Origin of the sequence: Microbacterium meiriae (assembly GCF_025143875.1) — a bacterium.
Classification (GTDB): domain Bacteria; phylum Actinomycetota; class Actinomycetes; order Actinomycetales; family Microbacteriaceae; genus Microbacterium; species Microbacterium meiriae.
In genome coordinates this window covers 1-18,272 of the sequence record NZ_JAMBDU010000001.1, presented here as the reverse complement: position 1 = coordinate 18,272, position 18,272 = coordinate 1, and the positions used below count along the sequence as shown (strand labels likewise).

Below are 18,272 nucleotides of genomic sequence, written 5' to 3'. Positions count from 1 at the left end.
CCGTGCCGGTCAGGAGACCGGGATCAGCGTGTACTTGGTGGACAGGTATTCGTGGATGCCCTCGAAGCCGCCCTCGCGGCCGACGCCGGACTGCTTGACGCCGCCGAAGGGAGCCGCCGCATTCGAGACGACACCCACGTTGAGACCCATCATGCCCGTCTCCAGCGCGTCGATCATCCGCTGACCGCGCTGCAGGTTCTCGGTGAACACGTAGGAGACCAGGCCGTACTCGGTGTCGTTGGCGAGACGCACGGCCTCGTCCTCCGTCTCGAAGGTCGCGATCGCGAGCACCGGGCCGAAGATCTCCTCGCGGAGGATCGCGGAACCGGGGACGACGTCGGTGAGGACCGTGGGCTCGTAGAACGTGCCGGTGCCCTCGAGCGCCTTGCCGCCCGCGAGCAGGGTCGCGCCGCGCTCGACGGCGTCGTCGACGAGCTCGCCGGCCTTGGCCACGGCGTCCTCGTCGATGAGCGGGCCGATCGCCACGCCGTCCTCCGTGCCGCGACCGATCTTCATGCCGTTGACGCGCTCGGTGACGCGCTTGGCGAACTCGCCCGCGACGTCCTTGTGCACGATGAAGCGGTTCGCCGCCGTGCAGGCCTGACCGATGTTGCGGAACTTCGCGGCCAGCGCGCCCTCCACGGCCTTGTCCAGGTCCGCGTCGTCGAACACGACGAACGGGGCGTTGCCGCCGAGCTCCATCGACACCCGGAGCACGCCCTCGGCGGCCTGCGCGATGAGCTTGCGGCCGACCTCGGTCGATCCGGTGAAGGAGAGCTTGCGCAGACGCGGGTCGGCGATGATCGGCGCCGACAGGGCGCTCGACTTCGAGGTCTGCACGACGTTGACGACACCCTTGGGCAGACCGGCCTCTTCGAGCAGCGTCGTGAAGAAGATGGTCGTGAGCGGCGTGAGTGCCGGGGGCTTGATCACCACGGTGCAGCCGGCGGCGAGGGCCGGGGCGATCTTGCGCGTGGCCATCGCGAACGGGAAGTTCCACGGCGTGACGAAGAACGACGGACCGACGGGGCGCTGCGACACGATCATGTGACCGGTGCCCTCGGGGTTCAGGCCGTAGCGGCCGCTGATGCGCACGGCCTCCTCGCTGAACCAGCGGAGGAACTCGCCGCCGTAGGCGACCTCGCCGCGGGCCTCGGCCAGGGGTTTGCCCATCTCGAGCGTCATCAGCAGCGCGAGGTCCTCCTTGCGCTCCTGCACGAGGTCGAACGCCCGGCGGAGGATCTCCCCGCGCACGCGCGGCGCGGTCGCGGCCCACTCGTCCTGTGCGGCGACGGCGGCGTCGAGCGCCCGGATGCCGTCCGCGGGGGTGGCGTCAGCGATCGTGCGGATCACCTGGTTGGTCGAGGGGTCCTTGACGTCGAAGGTCGCGCCGGTCTCCCCCTCGATCCACTCCCCGCCGATGAAGAGGCCGGTGGGGATGCTGTCGAGCAGCGCCTGCTCGTTCTGAGTGCTCATGGATTCTCTCTCTTTCAGACGGACGTGGGACGACGACGGCGGCTGGGCGGAGCGTCCATACCCAGCGTCTCACCGCGGAAGAAGGCGGGGCGGCGGATGGCGTTCCAGATCATCACGGCGATCCCGACGACGATGATGAGGATGCCGAGGATGAAGACGATCCCGATGCCGCCGATCTCCGACCCGGAGCCGTAGGCCGGGTCCATGGAGTCGATCAGCGTCGTGAAGAACAGGATCGCCAGGATGATGCCGCCCACCAGCGGGAACAGGAAGGTGAAGAAGACGTTCCGCGCCGAGTCGAACCACTGCTTGCGGAAATACCAGACGCAGGCGAACGCCGTGATCCCGTAGTAGAAGCAGATCATCATGCCGAGCGTGAGGATCGTGTCCCACAGGGTGTCCTCGCTGACCACGCGCATCACGGCGTAGAACGCGGAGGCCACGATGGCCGACACGATGGTGGCGTAGCCCGGGGTGAAGAACCGGGGGCTCACCTTCGCGAACGACTTCGGCAGCGCGCCGTAGTGACCCATCGCGAGCAGGGTGCGTGCCGGGCCGACGAACGTCGACTGCAGCGACGACGCCGAGCTCGTGAGCACCGCGAGCGACACGAGGAACGCGAGCGGCCCGAGGATCGGCCCGGAGAGGTGGAAGAACACGTTCTCCTGGATGTCGCCGTTGCCGAGGCCGAGCTCCCCCGTACCGACGCCCGCGAACATGATCATCGCGACGGCGAGGAGCAGGTAGAGCGAGACGATCGTGAGCACCGTGACGGTGGCCGCGCTGCCCGGGGTCTTCTCCGGGTCCTTCGTCTCCTCGTTCATGGTGAGGGTGACGTCCCAGCCCCAGAAGATGAAGATCGACAGCGACAGACCGGCGGCGACCGCGCTGAACGACGAGATCGCGAACGGGTTGAACCAGTTGAGGTCGAACGGCTGGTAGTCGAAGCCGTTGCCGCCCACGGCCTGCACGATCGCGGCGACCGCGAAGAACACGAGCACGAGGATCTGGAATCCGACCAGCCAGTACTGCAGCTTCTGCGTGGTCTGCATGTCGCGGTACGACACCCACGTCGCGCCGAGCATGAACAGCAGGCACACGCCGATGTTGATCCAGGTGACGCCGGCGAGATCGGCGATCTCGGCGTCGCCCGTGATCTGCGACAGCAGCAGGAACAGGAAGTCGACCGCGACCCCGGCGAGGTTGGACAGCACGAGGATCGTGGCGACCACGAGGCCCCATCCGGCCATCCAGCCCACCCACGGCCCGAACGCCCTGGCGGCCCAGGTGAAGGAAGTGCCGGAGTCGGGCATGCGGTTGTTGAGCTCGCGATAGCCGAAGGCCACGAGGAGCATCGGGATGAAGCCGACGAGGATGATCGCCGGGATCTGCGCGCCCACCTCGGACGCGGTGGGGCCGACGGCGGCCGTGAACGTGTAGGCGGGGGCGATGCACGAGATGCCGATCACGACGGCGCCGATCAGGCCGACGGTGCCGGCGCTCAGGCCCTTCGTCGAGATTCCGGTCGTGACGCCGGATGCGGGCTCCGTCGCCCGGTTGGTGCTGCTCATCAGCGGTCTCCTGCTTCGATGCGGGTGCGCGGGACGACGATCATGGGGACGGGCAGCTCGTGCAGCATCTTCGCCGCCGTGGAGCCCAGGAAGAGACGGCGTGGCTGCGCCAGCCGGCTGGAGCCGACGAGGACGACCTCGCCGGGGAGCCAGGAGAGCCCGGCCACGGCGTCCTCCACCGTCTCGCCCGGCGCCTCCTCGACGACGGCGCCGAGGCCGTCCGGCAGGCGCTCGGCCGCCACGGCCAGCACCTGGTGCGCGTGCTCGCTGCCGGCGAGGCGGATCGCGCCGGTGTCGAGTCCCGGCGGCACGTCGAACGGCACGAGCGACACCAGCCGGAGGCTCACCTCGGCCGCGCCGGCGAGGGCGACGGCCTGGTCGAGCACGCCCTCCGCGCCGGGACGCGTGCCGACGGCGACCGTGACGCGCGGAAGCACGTGGTCGTCCTGCTGCGCGAGCCCGGAGGGTGCGAGGGCCACCGGGATCGGCGAGGAGTGCAGCAGCTCCGATGCGACGCTGCCCAGGCGATGCCGGCCGAAGAGGCCGCCGCCGGCCGTGCCGATCACGATGACGCTGGCGGCGAACTCCTCACCGGCGGCGATGAGCCCCTCGGCGAACGACTCGGAGAAGCGCACATGGCCGCTGCGCACCAGCTCCTGCGGGAGACGCACGACCGCGTCCTGCAGCCAGCTCCGCGCCTGCTTCCGGATGACGTCCTCGTAGGCGCGCTCCGGTGGCACGGCGGCGCTCCGGGTGCCCTCGGTCGGCAGCACGATCACGAGGTGGAGGGTCGCACCGATGCTGCGCGCCAGACGTGCGCCCAGCGCCGCCGCGTCCGCCCCCGCATCCGTCGCCGTGTAGCCGACGACGACCGAGCCGGTCATCAGCCGATGCTCTCGGGAGCGCCGGCCTCGCGGCGGGCGTCGACGATGTTCGCCGCGACGAAGTGGCCCATGCGGATCGCCCCGTCGACGTGCTGGTAACCCGCTCCTGCCATGTCGCTGCAGGCGAAGTGGATCGGTCCGACGGGCGTGCGCAGGTCGGCGCCGTAGCGGTGCAGGCCGCCCAGGTCGAAGCTCGCGGCGTAGGCGCCACGCGTCCACTCCTCGCTGCCCCAGTCGCTCTCGTAGTACACGACCGGGTTCTTCGCCTCGGGACCGTAGTAGTGCGACAGCGACTCGAGGATGCGCTCCTTGCGCTCCTCGGCGGACAGCTCGAACACGCCGTCGGCGTTCGCATCGGACACGAAGCCGACCAGAGTGCCGCGCTCGTCGCCGTGGTTGCTGTTGTCGTAGGCCTCGTGCGAGAGCTCGTACGGGCTGAACGCCGTGCCGCTCAGGCCCTGCTCGCGCCAGAACGGGCGGTCGTAGACGGCGTGCACCTTGATGACGAAGCCCATCGAGAGGTGCTGGTGCAGCTGGTGCTGGCGACGCGGCAGCGGCGGGACGAAGGAGATGCGGTTGTAGAGGATGGGGGCGTGCGCGAGGATCGCGTACCGCGCCCGCACCGTGAGGTCGTCGGTGGTCGCCACGACCCCGTCATCCGACCACTCCAGGCTGCGGACGGGCTGGTTCAGCAGCACGTCCTCGCCCAGGCGCTCGGCGAGGCGCAGCGGCACCTGCTGGAGCCCTCCCACGACGCGCTTGTCGAGGATGAAGTCGGCGTCGACGAGGTTCGAGTACGAGCCGGCCGAGGCCGCCATGAGCAGCGACTGCAGCAGCGAGAAGGCGTGGGTCGGCTTGGTCAGCATCGCCGAGCCGGTGGCGAAGGCGAGGTTACGCACGGCTTCGTCGTCGTCGGTCTGCGAGCGCAGCCAGGCGTCCCAGGAGATCGAGTCCCACTCGGCCGCGTTCGGGTGCTCCCACGGCTTGTCCGGGTCGATCTCGGCGACGAGGGCGTCGAGGATGCCGGTGATGCGCGCGATCACGGCCTCGGTCTCCGCCGACACCGGGAACATCTCGCCCGTGAAGCGGTGGGCCTGTCCGTCCGGGCCGACGTAGACGCTGTCGCCCTCGCGGTACCGGCTGTAGGTCTCGAGCCCCAGCTCCTCGATCGTGTCCTTGAGCGCGTCCTGGTCGGGCGAGACCCACTGGCCGCCGATCTCCAGCATGGCGCCGTCGATCACGTCGGTCCACAGGCGGCCACCCACGCGGTCGCGGGCCTCCAGCACGGCGACCGACAGCCCGGCCTTCCGCAGGTCGTTGGCCGCCGTGAGCCCTGCGGCTCCGGCGCCCACGATCAGCACGTCGCGGGTGATCTCAGCCATCTGCAACTCCTTCGTCGTCGGGGGATGCGGGGGATGAAGTACCGGTCGCGTCCCGAAATCCCCCGATCCGGGGACGCGACCGGACAGGGTGTCAGGCGCCGGCCAGCGCCTCGGCCACGACGTCGAGGCCCTCGTTCAGCAGCTCGTCGCCGATGGACAGCGGCGGGAGGAAGCGGATGACGTTGCCGTACGTGCCGCAGGTGAGGACGATGACGCCCTGGGCGATGCACGCCTTGGCCACAGCAGCCGTGAGCGCGGCGTCCGGAGCGTTGGTCTCCGGGTCGACGAACTCGGCGGCGACCATCGCACCGTGACCGCGGACGTCGCCGATGCGGGCGTCCTCGGCCTGGAGGGCTGTGAGGCGGCCGAGGAGGATCTCGCCGATCTCGCGGGCACGCTCGATGACGCCGTCGTTCTCGAACACGTCGATGGCCGCGAGCGCCGCGGCGCACGCGATGGGGTTGCCGCCGTAGGTGCCGCCGAGGCCACCGGAGTGCGACGCATCCATGATCTCGGCGCGGCCGGTCACGGCGGCGAGCGGCAGCCCGCCCGCGATGCCCTTGGCGGTGGTGATGAGGTCGGGCTCGATGCCGAAGATCTCGCTGGCGAACATGTGTCCGGTGCGGGCGAACCCGGTCTGCACCTCGTCGGCGATGAAGACGACGCCGTTCGCGCGGCACCAGTCGACGATCGCGGGGAGGAAGCCGTCGGCGGGGACGATGAAGCCCCCCTCACCCTGGATCGGCTCGATGATGACGGCGGCGAGGTTGTCGGCGCCGATCTGCTTCTCGAGCTGGAGGATCACGCGGGCCGCGGCCTCGCCGCCCTCGAGCCCGTCGCGGAACGGGTACGACATCGGCGCGCGGTACACCTCGGGGGCGAACGGTCCGAAGCCGCTCTTGTACGGCATCGACTTCGCGGTCAGCGCCATGGTGAGGTTCGTGCGGCCGTGGTAGCCGTGGTCGAACGCGACGACGGCCTGACGACCGGTGTGCTTGCGGGCGATCTTGATCGCGTTCTCGACAGCCTCGGCGCCGGAGTTGAACAGGGCGCTCTTCTTGGCGAAGTCGCCGGGGGTGACGCGGTTGAGCGCCTCGGCGACGCCGACGTACGACTCGTACGGCGAGATCATGAAGCAGGTGTGCGTGAACTGCGCCGCCTGCGCGGCCACGGCGGCGGCCACCTTCGGGTGCGAATTGCCGACCGTGGTCACGGCGATGCCGGAGCCGAGGTCGATGAGCGAGTTGCCGTCGGCGTCGACGACCACTCCTCCCCCGGCCGCGACGGCGGCGACCGGCACCGTGTGACCGACACCGGCGGCGACCGCGTCCGCCTTGCGGGCGAGGACCTCGGCCGACCGCGGGCCGGGGAGTTCCGTGACGAGGCGACGCTCCTGCGGGAGGTCGGGGCCGCCGAGGGGGACTGCGGGTGCTGCGGTGTCGAGGAGAGCCATGTCGCGAGCGTACGGCGGCAGCGGAGACGCCCGCATTCGCCGGGTCGTACAATCAGAGAATTGATTTCGCCGTCTCGTACAACCGGAGATCGTATGGCCCCCGCCGATCCCTCCACGCTGTCCGCCCTGCTGCGCCGCCGGGATCTCGACCTGCGCCTCGTCTCCACCGCAGCGGATCTGCCGGACGGCGCGCTCGACCGGCCACTGCGCTGGGTGCACAGTTCCGACCTCGCGGACCCGACGCCCTTCCTCGCGGAAGACCTCGTCCTCCTCACCACCGGCACGCAGTTCGACGACGCGGAGGCCATCGCCCCCTACGTCGTCCGCCTCGCCGAGCGCGGCGTGCTGGGGCTCGGATTCGGGACCGACGTGCATCGCTCGGGAACACCGGAAGAGTTGATCGCGGCGTGCGCCGACCAGGGCATCCCCCTGTTCGAGGTGCCGTACCGCACGCCGTTCATCGCCGTGGCCCGCGCGCACTCCGAGGCGATCGCGGCGCAGGCCTACGCCCGGCGCACCTGGGCGCTGGACACCCAGCGCGCCCTCGCCCTCGCCGCCCTCCGGCCGCGCGGGCTCGAGGCGATCATCACCGAACTCGGCCGTCGACTCGGCGCCTGGGCGGGCATGTTCGACGCGGCGGGCGACCTGATCGTCGCCCACCCCCGCGACGCCCTCTCGGCGACTGTCCGGGAAGGGCTCGGGACCCGGGTCCAGGAGATCCTCGACCGCGGACTCGAGGCGGGGCAGTCCCTCACCCTCGATGCGCACACCTTCATGCTCTTCACGGTGGGGCGGGGCGGGCACCTGCGCGGCGTCCTCGCCGTGGCGGCCGACGCCCTCGACCAGGAGGCCAGGGCCGTCGTCACCTCGGTCATCGCGATGGCGGGACTGGCGCGGGAGCAGAGCGAGCAGCTCGCCCGCGGCCGACGCCGGCTGCACACGCAGCTGCTGCGCTCGCTCCTGAGCGACGACCCCGGCCTCGCGCGCCGTGTCCTCGGCAGCCTTCCGCCCGCCCCCGTGGTGGTGGCGGTGACCGGGGATGCCCCGGCCGAGCCTCTCCTCGACTGGTGGGAGCGCCGACGGGTCGAGCACGGGACGCCCGCCTTCCTCGCGGACTCCGAGGACGGCGTGGTCATCTGCGTGTCCGCGGCCGACGAGGCTCTTCTCGACGACGCGGCCTCGCGCTTCAGCGCCCGCGTCGGCGTCTCGGCCCCGGAGGGGTACGACGCCTTCTCCCGCGCGCACGCCCAGGCGCTCATCGCTCTCCGACAGCCGGGCACGAGCGGCGCCGTCCGGTACGCCGACACGGTCGGATCCAGCCTGCTCACGGCGCTGGCGACGGATGAGGCCCGGCTCGTCGCGGAGTCGCGGCTCGCTCCGCTCCGGGAACACGACGCCGCCCACGGCACCGCGCTCGAACACGCGCTGCGGACCTGGCTCGACCACGACACGCGGGCCGAGCAGGCCGCGGCCGCCCTCGGTATCCACCGGCACACCCTCCGCTCCCGGGTCTCCCATGCCGGCGCCCTCCTCGGGGCCGACCTCACGACCTTCCCCGCCCGGGCCGAGGTGTGGGCCCTCCTGCAGACCGCCCGCGACTGACCCGGCCCCTTCCGTCCCCGCCTCCCCCCTTTCCCCCCGCGACGCCTGCACGACTGCGCGACACCTGCACGACGGATCGGCCCGCCAGGTCATGCCCGCGGACCGAGGTCGTGCAGCCGGAACCGCGGTCCCTCAGCCGTCGAGGTTGTCGGAGACCACTTCGAGGGCGTGTGCCCGAGCCTGGACGGCGGCGTCGCCGCGGGCGGAGGTGACCGCGGCCGCGAAAACCTCGGCGAACACGAGGAAGGCGACGCGGGAGGCGTGCTGCAGCTCTTCGCGGAAGCTCACCCCGGCCGGGGTGATGACGAGCGACAGGGAGGCCGCGTCGGTCAGCGCGGAGGACGCGAACGAGGTGAGTGCGATCACCGTCGCACCGCCGCGGGCGGCGGCGGTCGCGACACGCAGGCTCGCCTCATTGGCTCCGGAACCACTGACGATGACGCACACGTCCTGCTCCGTGAGATGCCGGGCCGCGATCTGCTGGGCGATGGCGTCGGCGATGAACTCCGCCGGTCGCCCTGCCGCCGTGAGCCGCATCGCCAGATCGCTCGCGATCGGCGACGAGAGACCGTTCGCCAGGACCAGCACACGTCGCGCGGAAGCGGTCGCGGCGACTGCCGCGTCGACGGTCGCCGGGTCCAGGAGACTCGCCAGCATGGGGAGGGACGCCGCGACACGGTCGATCTCACCGCGCATCCGCCCCAGCACACCCGGCCCGTGATCGACCGCAGCGTCACCGCTCCCCCCGCCGAGCTCGGCGGCCAGCGCGACCCGGAGCTGCGGGTAGCCGCGGTAGCCGAAGCCCTGGCACGCACGGACGACGGTGGCGCGGCCGACACCCGCCCGGTCGGCGAGCTCCTGCGCTGTCCACTCCACGACGGCGTCGGCGGAGTCCAGGATGAGCTCGGCCACCCGCCGCTCCGCGGGCTGCAAGGTGTTGCGGACCGCGGCGATGCGCACGCTCGGCGGAGAGCTAGGGGCGAACACGGGCTCGGGCTCCCTCCATGATCCGGCGGCGGATCGCGCCGGATACCGCGTCGATCAGCATCGTCACCGTGACAACCACGATGAGCAGGACACCCACCGTCGACCACTCACGGTACTGGGTGTAGGAGGTGAGCATGTCACCGATGCCGCCGACGCCGATGAGGCCGAGGACGGCCGACGAGCGCACGTTGATCTCGAAGCGGTAGAGCCAGAACGACCAGAACGCCGGTTCCGCCTGTGGCCACACTCCCCATCGCAGCACCTGGAGAGTGCTGCCGCCGGCCGCGTGTGCCGCCTCGATGGGGCCACGGGGCACGGCTTCGACGGCCTCATAGCCCCATTTGCCGAGGGTGCCGATGCCGTTGAGTGCGAGCGCCAAGGCTCCCGTGAAGGGTGTGAGCCCTGTCACCGAGAGGATCACGATCGCGATGATGATCTCCGGGACCGCGCGGATGAGCGAGAACAGCCCGCGAAGCAGATTGCGCAGCCAGACCGGTCCGAAGCCGCGAGCGGCCAGCAGGCTCAGGGGGGTCGCGAGGAGGATGCCGAGGACCGTGCCGACCCAGGCCATCTCGATGCTTCGCCAGGTCTGCCCCAGGGCCTCGGGGAGCTTCTCCCAGTTCGGGTCGCCGAACATGAGCACGGTGTAGCGGACGATCTCCGCCGGGAGATCGGCGAGGCGCGCCCAGGAGATGTCGATCGACCAGAAGGCCAGCACGATCACGGCGGTCACGAGGCCCCATCCGACGAGGAGCCAGGGGCGCCGAGGCCGGGCGGGGACGGCGGTGAGGGGCGCGGTCATACGAGCCTCCGCCGGACGGCGTCGGAGACCACGTCGATCACGATCACCACGATGAGGATCTCGAGGATGATGAGCGAGAGCTGGTCGTAGCGGTAGAACGTGCGGACGGCGTCGATGAGCAGCCCCATCCCGCCCGCGCCGACGAGTCCGAGCACGGTCGATGCGCGCACGTTGAGCTCGAAGACGTAGAGGGTCTGGTTCGCGAAGGCGGGCCAGGCGTCCGGAAGGGCGAGCGTCCGGTTGATCTGCATCTGCGTCGCGCCCACGGCCCGGCCGGCCTCGAGGGGCCCGCGGTCGTTCGTGTCGATGGCCTCGGAGACGAGCTTGACGATGATGCCGATGTTGAACAGGACCAGCGCCAGGATCCCGGGAAGGGCGCCGACGCCCACCATCGCCACGAGGATGGCGGCGTACAGCAGGTCGGGAACACTGCGCACGATGTTGAGGACCCCGCGCACGACCAGTCTCGCGCCCGTGTTCGGGTTCGTCGCCCGCGCCGCCCAGAAGCTCAGGGGCAAGGACACGGCGGCGCCCAGGGCGGTGGCGATGACCGCCATCTGCAAGGTCTCGATCAGCGGCGGGACCGTGCGCGGGAAGAACGACCAGTCGGGCACCAGCAGCTTCAGCACCTTGTCGGCGCCGTTCTGCCAGTTGCGCGCGATCGCGTCGAGGTCGACTCCGATGCCGACACCGGGCAGACACATCACGACCGTCACGGCGACCACACCCGCCAGGACAGCGGCTCCCTTCCAGGCACCGGGTGGGCGCCCGGGCACGTCGAGCGGTGCCACCGCGGTGTCCTGGTCGATGACGGGGGTCACGCGTCCAGCCGATCGTCCGAGGTGAGCGACCGGCCGTAGATGCCCTCGAAGTCCGCGTCCGAGGCACCGGCGGCGGGGCCGTCGTAGACGATCTCGCCCGCGCGCATGCCGATCATCCGGGCGCCGTATTCACGGGCGAGGTCGAGCAGGTGGAGGTTGACGAGCACCGTGATGCCGAGATCGCGGTTGATGCGCCGCAGGTCGTTCATCACGCCGTGCGCCGTGGGCGGGTCGAGGCTCGCCACCGGCTCGTCCGCCAGGACGACGCGAGGCTCCTGCGCCAGAGCGCGGGCGATCGCGACGCGCTGCTGCTGGCCGCCGGAGAGATCGGAGGCCCGCGCGTGCAGCTTGGGCAGGATCCCGACCCGGTCGAGGGCGTGGTACGCGCGCTGCCGGTCAACCTCAGGATAGGCACCGAGGAGTGTGCGCCACAGCGGCGTGTGGGCGAGACGCCCGACGAGCACGTTGTGCAGCACGCTGGCGCGACCGGCGAGGTTGAAGCCCTGGAAGACCATGCCGATGTCCCCCCGGAGCCGGCGCAGCGTGCGCGGGGAGGCGCCGCTGACGCGATGCCCGCCGACGTCGAGGGTGCCGGAGGTGACCGGTACCAGGCCGTTGATCGTGCGGATGAGAGTCGACTTCCCCGAGCCGGAGAGCCCGACGACGGCGACCATCTCGCCCGCGGCGATGTCCAGTGAGACGCGGTTCAACCCGATCGTGCCGTTCGGATAGCGCACCGTCACATCGTCGAGACGGATGTTCCACGGCGTGGACGCCGCGGCCGGAGCCACGGCGTCCACCGGCTGATGCGGAGCGGACAACTTACTGGAGCCCCAGGGCCTCGGCGGCCCGGGCGACGACGTCGAGCGACGCGGGATCGGCCGGTGCGAGCTTGGTGATCGAGTAGATGCTCTCCAGGATCGTCGAGCCCTCCTCCGTGTTCGAGAACTCCTCGAGCGCGGTCGTGATGCGCTCCTGCAGCTCCGGGGACAGGTCGGCAGACAGAGCGACGCCGTCGTTCGGGATCTCCTCGGTCATGGCGAAGACGACGACCTTCTCCCCCACGTCCGGGGTGTCCTTCTGCACGATCGTGCGGGCGTCCCAGAAGCTGAAGCCCACCTCCGCGTCGCCGTTGTAGACGGCCAGCACGGACGCGTCGTTCGCAGTCACCGGGATCTGCTCGATGTCCGCGTCCGTGTCCAGGCCCGCCTCCTGGAGCGCGAGGATCGGGTAGATGTAACCGGCGGGGGACCCCGGGCCGAGGACGGCGACCTTCGCGCCCTCCACCTTGTCGATGCTGTCGAGACCGGCGGGTCCGGTCATGGCGTCGGCGCCGTTGCAGAAGAGCATCCCGTCACGCGGGACCGGCTCGTCCTCGCAGTACTTGTCGGGGTTGTTCGTCATGAACTGCGCCGGGTAGGTGATGTTGCCGTTGCGCTCGGTCTGCAACACGACGGACGCGTCGTACATGTCGTTCGCCTGCCAGAGCTGCAGCGACGGCAGGAAGCCGATCTGCGCCTGCCCCGCGCCCATCGCCTCGACCGCGGCCTGGTAGTCCTTCGAGACGACACCGGTCACCTCGATCCCGACCTCTTCCGTGAGGTAGTCGGTCAGCGGGGCGGCTGTCTCCACGAGGCCGTCCTGGTCCTGCGACGGGACGAGGGCGAGGACGAGGGAGTCCGGATCCTCGGCGGGGGCGGCGGACGGGTCGGACCCGGCAGCGGTGCCGGAGCACCCGGCGAGCGCGACGGTCAGCAGGGCACCGGCGGCGGCGAGACCGAGAACCGGGCGGCGGAAGGGGGAGGTACGCATGATCATCCTTCGGTGGTGAGGGTGTGTGAAGTGGACGGAACGGAGGAGTCGGTGGCCCGCAGCCAAGCCTCGAGCTGCGGTGCGAGAGTGGCGAAGTCGGCCGCGCGGAAGGTCGGGGTCGCTGCCGGGTCGGCGAAGCCCCCGATCAGCGCGGTGGCGTGGCCGCGGGCGTGTGCGGGAGCGAGATCGTTTCGCCACATGTCGCCGATGCTCAGGATGCGGGCATCGGGCGGCAGCGCATCGAGGACCTCCTCCATCCCGGCGGGCTTGCGGGCATCGGTCACGATGCGGTCGAACAGTCCCGCGAGCCCGAGGTGCTCCAGAGCCTCCGGAAGACGCACGGCGGGGGCGTTGGTCACCAGCACGCGCTCCGCTACGGGGCCGGCGGTCCGAAGGAACTCGACCAGGCCGCTCGGGACCGTGACCGGAGCCGCAGCCGTGGCGAGCTGGGCGCGGCTCGCCAGGTAGGCCGCGCTGAGCACGGCACCGTCGGCGCCGAAGCTGTCCGCCGCGCGGCGGACGACGTCGTACCCGTCGACGGCGTCGGGGCCCGCGGCGGCGAGCGCGATGCGGACGTCGTCGACGAACCGCTCCGACGCGCCCAGCGCGGTGGCCACATGTCGGGCGTAGGCGAGGACAGGGCCGTCGCCGAGCGCGATCGTGCCGTCGAAGTCGAAGAGGAGGATGGTGGTCACGGGGTTCCTTCCGTGCGGACGCTCCGTCCAGCATGGGCAAACGACATGGACGGAACGCCCACAGCGCATGAACGCCGCGTGAACACTCCGTCCACGTCGTTCCCGTATGGTGAACGCCGTGTCCGAACTCGCTGCCCTCATGCACGCCGCCGACCGCGCCGCGACCAGCACCCCGGTCGCCGCGCAGAGCGCGATCGACGCGTTGCCCCGGCTCGATGCCTCACTCCGGGCTGATCGCGATGCGAGGCGCTTCGCCGCGTGGGGCCGGTCGACCGCCGTCGACGAGAACACCGGCACGGGCGTCATCGCGCCCGCCCTGTTCGACGAGCTCCACCGGCGCGCGGGCCTGCCGGCGACCTGGCCGGTCGGTAACGCCGGGCTCCTGCACTGCTACGGCTACCTGCTCTCGCGGGAGCCCACCCCCTACGGCCTCAAGAGCGACCGCTGGCTGACCCCGGCGCTGGCTGTCGCCTGCGGACTCCCCGAGGACGCCTTCCTCCCCTGGCTCCCCGGTCCGACACTCCTGGCCCGAGCGACCGCCGCGGCCGCCGCCCTGTCCGCAGGCCTGCACGGATCCACGGTCGCCGTCGCCGGCCGCGAGAGTCGGGTCTTTCTGAGCGCGTCGGAGGGGCCGGCGGCCCTGGCCTACGCGGTCGCACCATCGCCGGGGCTCCCCCCGCTCCCGGTCACGCTCTTCCCCGTGACCGACGCGGCGGCGATCCTCACCGAGTTCCCCACGCTGCCGCGACTCCGCTGGAACGCGGCGTAGTCAGCGCCTCGCGAACGTGCGCCGCTCCGCGGCGAGAAGCCGCCGCGAGGCCGCGACATCCGCGGCGGTCCGGGCGACGAGCTCCTCGACTCCATCGAAACGGAGCGTCGGCCGGAGCAGCGCGACGAGTTCGACCGACAGCAGCTGCCCGTAGAGGTCGCGGTCGATGTCGTGGAGGTGCACCTCGAGACGCCGCGCCCGGTCGCCACAGAACGTCGGATTGACGCCGATGCTCGCCGTCGCCTCCCACCGCCGGTCGTCGCCGGGCAACAGCGCCCACGCCGCATAGATCCCATCGTCGGGCAGCAGCCGCTCGGACAGGGCGAGATTCGCGGTCGGGAAGCCGAGCAGCCGACCGCGACCGTCGCCGGGGACGACCAGGCCGGAGAGCACCCGGGGCGCCGGTCCGCTCACACGTCTCCGGCGGGCGAGATGGCGCGGTAACGGCTCTGGTGGAACACGAGCGGCTCGACGCCGTCGAAGAGCGTCACATCCTGGATCTCGTAGAGCGCGATCTCGTGGTCGCCACCGTCGAACGTGCTGTGCAGCCGGCACGTGAGCCAGAGCGCGGCGTCGTCGATCAGCACGGCCCCACCCTCCGAGCGATGCCACGCGTGGCCGCCGAACCGGTCGCCTTCGCGCGCGGACAGGGAGCGGCTGAGCGGCTCATGGTGCGCCGCGAGGACACTCATCCCCAGTTCGGGGACGGCGCGCAGCACGGGCCACGTCTTCGAGGTGCGCGCGGCGCTGACGGCGACGAGGGCGGGCTCCAACGAGATCGAGGTGAAGGAGTTGACCGCCATACCGACGGCGCGGTCCTCGACGTGCGCGGCCAGCGCGACCACACCGGTCGGGTAGACGGAGAAGGCGCGACGGAGAGCGCGGTCCCGCGGCAGGGCGTCGGTCACGGCAGTGGTCATCACGAAGTCCTTTCGGTAGTCAACTTTGACTAGTTTGGATTATATGCATTTTTGACCATACAAACAACAGGTTCCACCGCACTGAACCGTTAGCATGAAGCGCATGTCGACCACCCGCCTCGTCGTCCTCGGTGCCGTCAAGCAGTTCCAACCGGTGCACGGCTACTTCCTGCGCCGCGAGCTCATGACCTGGCACGTCGACGAGTGGGCGCACATCCAGCCCGGTTCGATCTACAACGCCCTCCGCGCGCTCGAAGTCGACGGCTACGTGGCGGAGAGCGGCACCGAGACGGAGGGCAAGCGCCCCGCGCGCACCACCTACCGCATCACCCCGGCCGGCGAGGTGGAGCTGCAGCGCATGCTGCGCGAGAACCTCTGGAACGTCGCGGCCTTCGACACCCAGGCGATCATGACCGTGGCCTCGTTCATGTTCGTCCTCAGCCGGCAGGAGGTCATCGCCGGCCTCGAGCACCGGCTCATCAAGAGCGACGCGATCATCACGCAGAACGGCTTCGACGTGCAGGACACCCTGCGCTCGGAGACGACCCCGGAGTACGTGCGCGAGATCTTCGACCTCTCCACCGCCCGACTCACCGCCGAGAAGGAGTGGCTCCTGACGCTGCTGGAGCGGCTGCGTGCCGGAGCGTACACATTCGCCGGCGAGACGGCGGAGACCACCCCTACGCGCTGATACCGCCGCGCCCAGCGCGGACTCAGCGCCGCGCTACCAGAGCCTCCAGAGCGGTGACGGACAGCGCCGGAGTGGTCGCCCCACGGTGACGGGCGACGATCGCCCCCGCGGCACAGGCACGGACGAGAGCGTGCTCGATGTCGTGACCCTGGGCGAGCCCCGCAGCGAGGGCGCCGCAGAAGGCATCCCCGGCTCCCGTCGTGTCGACGGCGTCGATGCGGAAGGCCGGCACGTGCACGCCGGGGCGCCCTGGCCGATGCAGCGTCACACCGGCGGCCCCCTCCGTGAGCACGACCGCCCCGGCGCCGGCGCCGAGGAGCCGCTCGACGCCGCCGAGTTCCGCGCACTCCGTCTCGTTCACGACCAGCACGTCCACCTCCGGCAGCAGGTCGACGGCGGCGGGGTGCGCGGGGGCGGCGTTGAGGATCGTGAGGGTCCCGGAGGCATGTGCGGCGGCCAGGGCGGCGGCGACCGCGGCGAAGGGCACCTCGAGCTGAGTGAGCATCACGGCCGCCCCGACGGTCCCGGCCACGGCGTCTTCCGGAGTGAGCTCGCCGTTCGCCCCCGCCGCCACGAGGATGCTGTTGTCGCCTTCGTCGAAGGCCAGCACGTGCGCGACCCCGGTCGGCGCGGACGCGGAGCGGCGGAGCGCGGCGTCCACTCCCGCCTCCGTCAGCGCCGCCTCCAGAACGGCGCCGGCCTCGTCCGCTCCGACGACGCCGCAGAACGTGGTCACGGCTCCCGCGCGGGCCGCGGCGACAGCCTGGTTCAGACCCTTGCCACCGGGGAAGCGGCCTCCGGCCCGGCCGAGCAGCGTCTCACCGACGCGGGGAGGACGCGACACCTCGACCACGAGGTCGAGGTTCGCGCTCCCCACGACGGCGACGCCGGCGAGGCTGTCAGACACGGGCCATCGTCCGCCGGAACGACGACCCGATGTGGGAGTCGGCGAGCGCGGGCGTCGGGGTGCCCATCAGCCGTTCCCGCAGCGACTCCGGCTCGGCTGCGGGGTCGGCGATCGCCCCGCGCTCCTTGAGGATCGGCAAGACGTGCTCGATGAAGTCGGCGGTCGAGGCCGGCGGGATCACCGGAGCGAAGAGGAAGCCGTCGAGGTCGGCGCCGTCGGCGAGCTCCATCATCCGGTCCGCCACCTGCTCCGGCGTGCCCACGATCGGGCGGGCGCCCACGCCGTGCGCGTGCCAGTCGGCCAGGACATCGCCCACCGTCTTGTCGGCGAAGCGCGCGACCTGCGTCTGCGAGAGTTCGGTGCGGAGCTCGGACATCGGCGTGCTCGGGTCGTACGACGACAGGTCGAGACCGGTGAACCAGGCGTAGGAGGCGACGGTGACCTCGGGATTCTGCGCATCGGCGACCTCCGCGTAGGTGCGGCGGGCCTCCTCCTCGGTGCTGCCGACGACCGCGGCGAACGCCGACATAATCTTCACCTCGTGCGCCGCACGGCCGTTCTTCACCGCCTCCTCGCGGATCGCCGAGGAATGCGTGCGGAGCTGCTCGACCGAGCCGCTCCCGACGAAGATCGCCTCGCCGTGCTTGCCGCCGAACTCGCGACCGGCGGGCGACGCCCCGGCCTGGAACAGCACCGGCGTGCCCTGCGGCGAGCGCTGCGTGTTGCCGTAGCCGTGCGAGCGGAAGTAGGGCCCGTCGTGCGCGATGCGGTGGACCTTGGCCGGGTCGGCGAAGCGACCGGACTTGTCGCGCTCCAGCGCCCCTTCCTCCCAGGCCCCCTCCCACAGCTTGTAGACGACCTGCATGAAGTCGTCCGCCATCAGATAGCGCTCGTCGTGTCCCACCATCGGCACGCCGAAGCCCTGCACCGCGGTGTCGGCCGTGCCGGTGGTGACGACGTTCCAGCCGATCCGGCCCCCGGACAGGATGTCGAGAGTGGCCAGGCGTCGGGCGAAGGAGTACGGCGGCTCGAGCAGGGTCGATCCGGTGGCGACCAGGCCCAGGCGGGTGGTCTCCGGGATGAGGGCGGCGAGGATGATCGCCGGGTCGAGCCGCGGCAGATCCAGGCCCTCGACGGAGCAGATCTCCGGCCGCTCACCGGCGACGTCGGCCCAGCCCCACGCGTCGGCGAGGAAGAGGAAGTCGAAGCCCGCGTTCTCGACCAGGCGCGCGGTGTCGCGCCAGTAGTCGAGCTTGTCGAAGAGGTAGCGCCGATTGTCGGGGTGGCGCCAGGTCGCGGTGCCGGAGTCGTTCGCCTGGGCGTTCTCGAAGAGTCCGAGCCGCAGGGTCTTCACGGGGTGCTGAGCGGTCATGGCGGATGCCTTCCTGGGAGTGGGGGATGGAGTCGTTCGGAGTTTCCGGGCACGCCGGGGGAACCCCGGGGGGCGGGGGGGGGCCCCCCCGGCCCGGGGGGGGGGGGGGGCCCCCCCCCGGGGGCCAA

Annotated in this window: 18 protein-coding genes; 3 read left to right on the top strand and 15 right to left on the bottom strand. The window is 71.2% G+C overall.

Annotation, left to right across the window (positions count from 1 at the left end; genetic code table 11):
- Positions 1–9: 9 nt before the first annotated feature.
- From M4D53_RS00090 to gabT, 5 genes are all read right to left on the bottom strand, one after another.
- The gene (locus tag M4D53_RS00090) at positions 10–1,476 is read right to left on the bottom strand and encodes an NAD-dependent succinate-semialdehyde dehydrogenase (protein ID WP_187662198.1); all 1,467 of its coding nucleotides are present in this window, start codon (positions 1,474–1,476) and stop codon (positions 10–12) included.
- Between the two features lie 14 nt (positions 1,477–1,490).
- On the bottom strand, positions 1,491–3,047 hold the full coding sequence (locus M4D53_RS00085) for an APC family permease (RefSeq protein WP_259951352.1): 1,557 nt from the start codon (positions 3,045–3,047) through the stop codon (positions 1,491–1,493).
- On the bottom strand, positions 3,047–3,931 hold the full coding sequence (locus M4D53_RS00080; protein WP_259951351.1) for a universal stress protein: 885 nt from the start codon (positions 3,929–3,931) through the stop codon (positions 3,047–3,049). Before M4D53_RS00080 ends, M4D53_RS00085 begins: the two co-directional genes overlap by 1 nt.
- Positions 3,931–5,313 (bottom strand): flavin monoamine oxidase family protein, encoded by a 1,383-nt coding sequence (locus tag M4D53_RS00075; RefSeq protein ID WP_101848465.1) that lies wholly within the window; start codon positions 5,311–5,313, stop codon positions 3,931–3,933. Before M4D53_RS00075 ends, M4D53_RS00080 begins: the two co-directional genes overlap by 1 nt.
- Positions 5,314–5,404: 91 nt before the next feature.
- Entirely contained in the window at positions 5,405–6,766 is a 1,362-nt protein-coding gene (gene gabT / locus M4D53_RS00070; protein ID WP_187662201.1) for a 4-aminobutyrate--2-oxoglutarate transaminase, read from the bottom strand.
- Between the two features lie 93 nt (positions 6,767–6,859).
- On the opposite strand from gabT, the gene M4D53_RS00065 reads away from it, so the two are divergent.
- Positions 6,860–8,368, top strand: coding sequence for a PucR family transcriptional regulator (locus M4D53_RS00065; RefSeq protein ID WP_259951350.1), 1,509 nt, complete (start codon positions 6,860–6,862; stop codon positions 8,366–8,368).
- A 132-nt stretch (positions 8,369–8,500) separates the two neighbouring features.
- Here the strand turns inward: M4D53_RS00065 and M4D53_RS00060 are convergent, their stop codons facing one another.
- Genes M4D53_RS00060 through M4D53_RS00035 form a run of 6 tightly spaced genes read right to left on the bottom strand, consistent with a single transcriptional unit; the run spans position 8,501 to position 13,485 of the window.
- Complete coding sequence (locus M4D53_RS00060; RefSeq protein ID WP_259951349.1) at positions 8,501–9,355, bottom strand: MurR/RpiR family transcriptional regulator; 855 nt, start codon at positions 9,353–9,355, stop codon at positions 8,501–8,503.
- Complete coding sequence (gene phnE, locus M4D53_RS00055; RefSeq protein WP_187662204.1) at positions 9,342–10,157, bottom strand: phosphonate ABC transporter, permease protein PhnE; 816 nt, start codon at positions 10,155–10,157, stop codon at positions 9,342–9,344. Before phnE (M4D53_RS00055) ends, M4D53_RS00060 begins: the two co-directional genes overlap by 14 nt.
- On the bottom strand, positions 10,154–10,948 hold the full coding sequence (gene phnE / locus M4D53_RS00050; RefSeq protein WP_396817987.1) for a phosphonate ABC transporter, permease protein PhnE: 795 nt from the start codon (positions 10,946–10,948) through the stop codon (positions 10,154–10,156). Before phnE (M4D53_RS00050) ends, phnE (M4D53_RS00055) begins: the two co-directional genes overlap by 4 nt.
- Positions 10,949–10,974: 26 nt before the next feature.
- Positions 10,975–11,799, bottom strand: coding sequence for a phosphonate ABC transporter ATP-binding protein (gene phnC, locus M4D53_RS00045; RefSeq protein WP_259951346.1), 825 nt, complete (start codon positions 11,797–11,799; stop codon positions 10,975–10,977).
- Position 11,800: 1 nt separating this feature from the next.
- Entirely contained in the window at positions 11,801–12,790 is a 990-nt protein-coding gene (locus M4D53_RS00040; protein WP_259951345.1) for a phosphate/phosphite/phosphonate ABC transporter substrate-binding protein, read from the bottom strand.
- Positions 12,791–12,792: 2 nt separating this feature from the next.
- Entirely contained in the window at positions 12,793–13,485 is a 693-nt protein-coding gene (locus M4D53_RS00035; protein ID WP_259951344.1) for an HAD family hydrolase, read from the bottom strand.
- A 118-nt stretch (positions 13,486–13,603) separates the two neighbouring features.
- Here M4D53_RS00035 and M4D53_RS00030 point away from each other — a divergent pair, with 118 nt between their 5' ends.
- A complete protein-coding gene (locus tag M4D53_RS00030) occupies positions 13,604–14,254 on the top strand; it encodes an amino acid deaminase (protein ID WP_259951343.1) in 651 nt (216 codons plus the stop codon).
- Here the strand turns inward: M4D53_RS00030 and M4D53_RS00025 are convergent, their stop codons facing one another.
- Together M4D53_RS00025 and M4D53_RS00020 are read right to left on the bottom strand one after the other, a co-directional pair.
- Positions 14,255–14,668 (bottom strand): riboflavin kinase, encoded by a 414-nt coding sequence (locus tag M4D53_RS00025; protein WP_259951342.1) that lies wholly within the window; start codon positions 14,666–14,668, stop codon positions 14,255–14,257.
- Positions 14,665–15,174 (bottom strand): flavin reductase family protein, encoded by a 510-nt coding sequence (locus M4D53_RS00020; RefSeq protein ID WP_187662209.1) that lies wholly within the window; start codon positions 15,172–15,174, stop codon positions 14,665–14,667. The genes M4D53_RS00025 and M4D53_RS00020 overlap by 4 nt, the downstream gene beginning before the upstream one ends.
- A gap of 103 nt (positions 15,175–15,277) precedes the next feature.
- Between M4D53_RS00020 and M4D53_RS00015 the strand changes: the two genes are divergently transcribed.
- The gene (locus tag M4D53_RS00015; protein WP_187662210.1) at positions 15,278–15,865 is read left to right on the top strand and encodes a PadR family transcriptional regulator; all 588 of its coding nucleotides are present in this window, start codon (positions 15,278–15,280) and stop codon (positions 15,863–15,865) included.
- A gap of 22 nt (positions 15,866–15,887) precedes the next feature.
- Here M4D53_RS00015 and M4D53_RS00010 read toward each other — a convergent pair whose 3' ends face one another.
- Together M4D53_RS00010 and M4D53_RS00005 are read right to left on the bottom strand one after the other, a co-directional pair.
- Complete coding sequence (locus M4D53_RS00010) at positions 15,888–16,772, bottom strand: ribokinase (protein ID WP_259951341.1); 885 nt, start codon at positions 16,770–16,772, stop codon at positions 15,888–15,890.
- Positions 16,765–18,144 carry an NtaA/DmoA family FMN-dependent monooxygenase gene (locus M4D53_RS00005; RefSeq protein WP_259951340.1) on the bottom strand — a complete coding sequence of 460 codons (1,380 nt, stop codon included), beginning with the start codon at positions 18,142–18,144 and terminating at the stop codon, positions 16,765–16,767. Before M4D53_RS00005 ends, M4D53_RS00010 begins: the two co-directional genes overlap by 8 nt.
- Positions 18,145–18,272 lie beyond the last annotated feature (128 nt).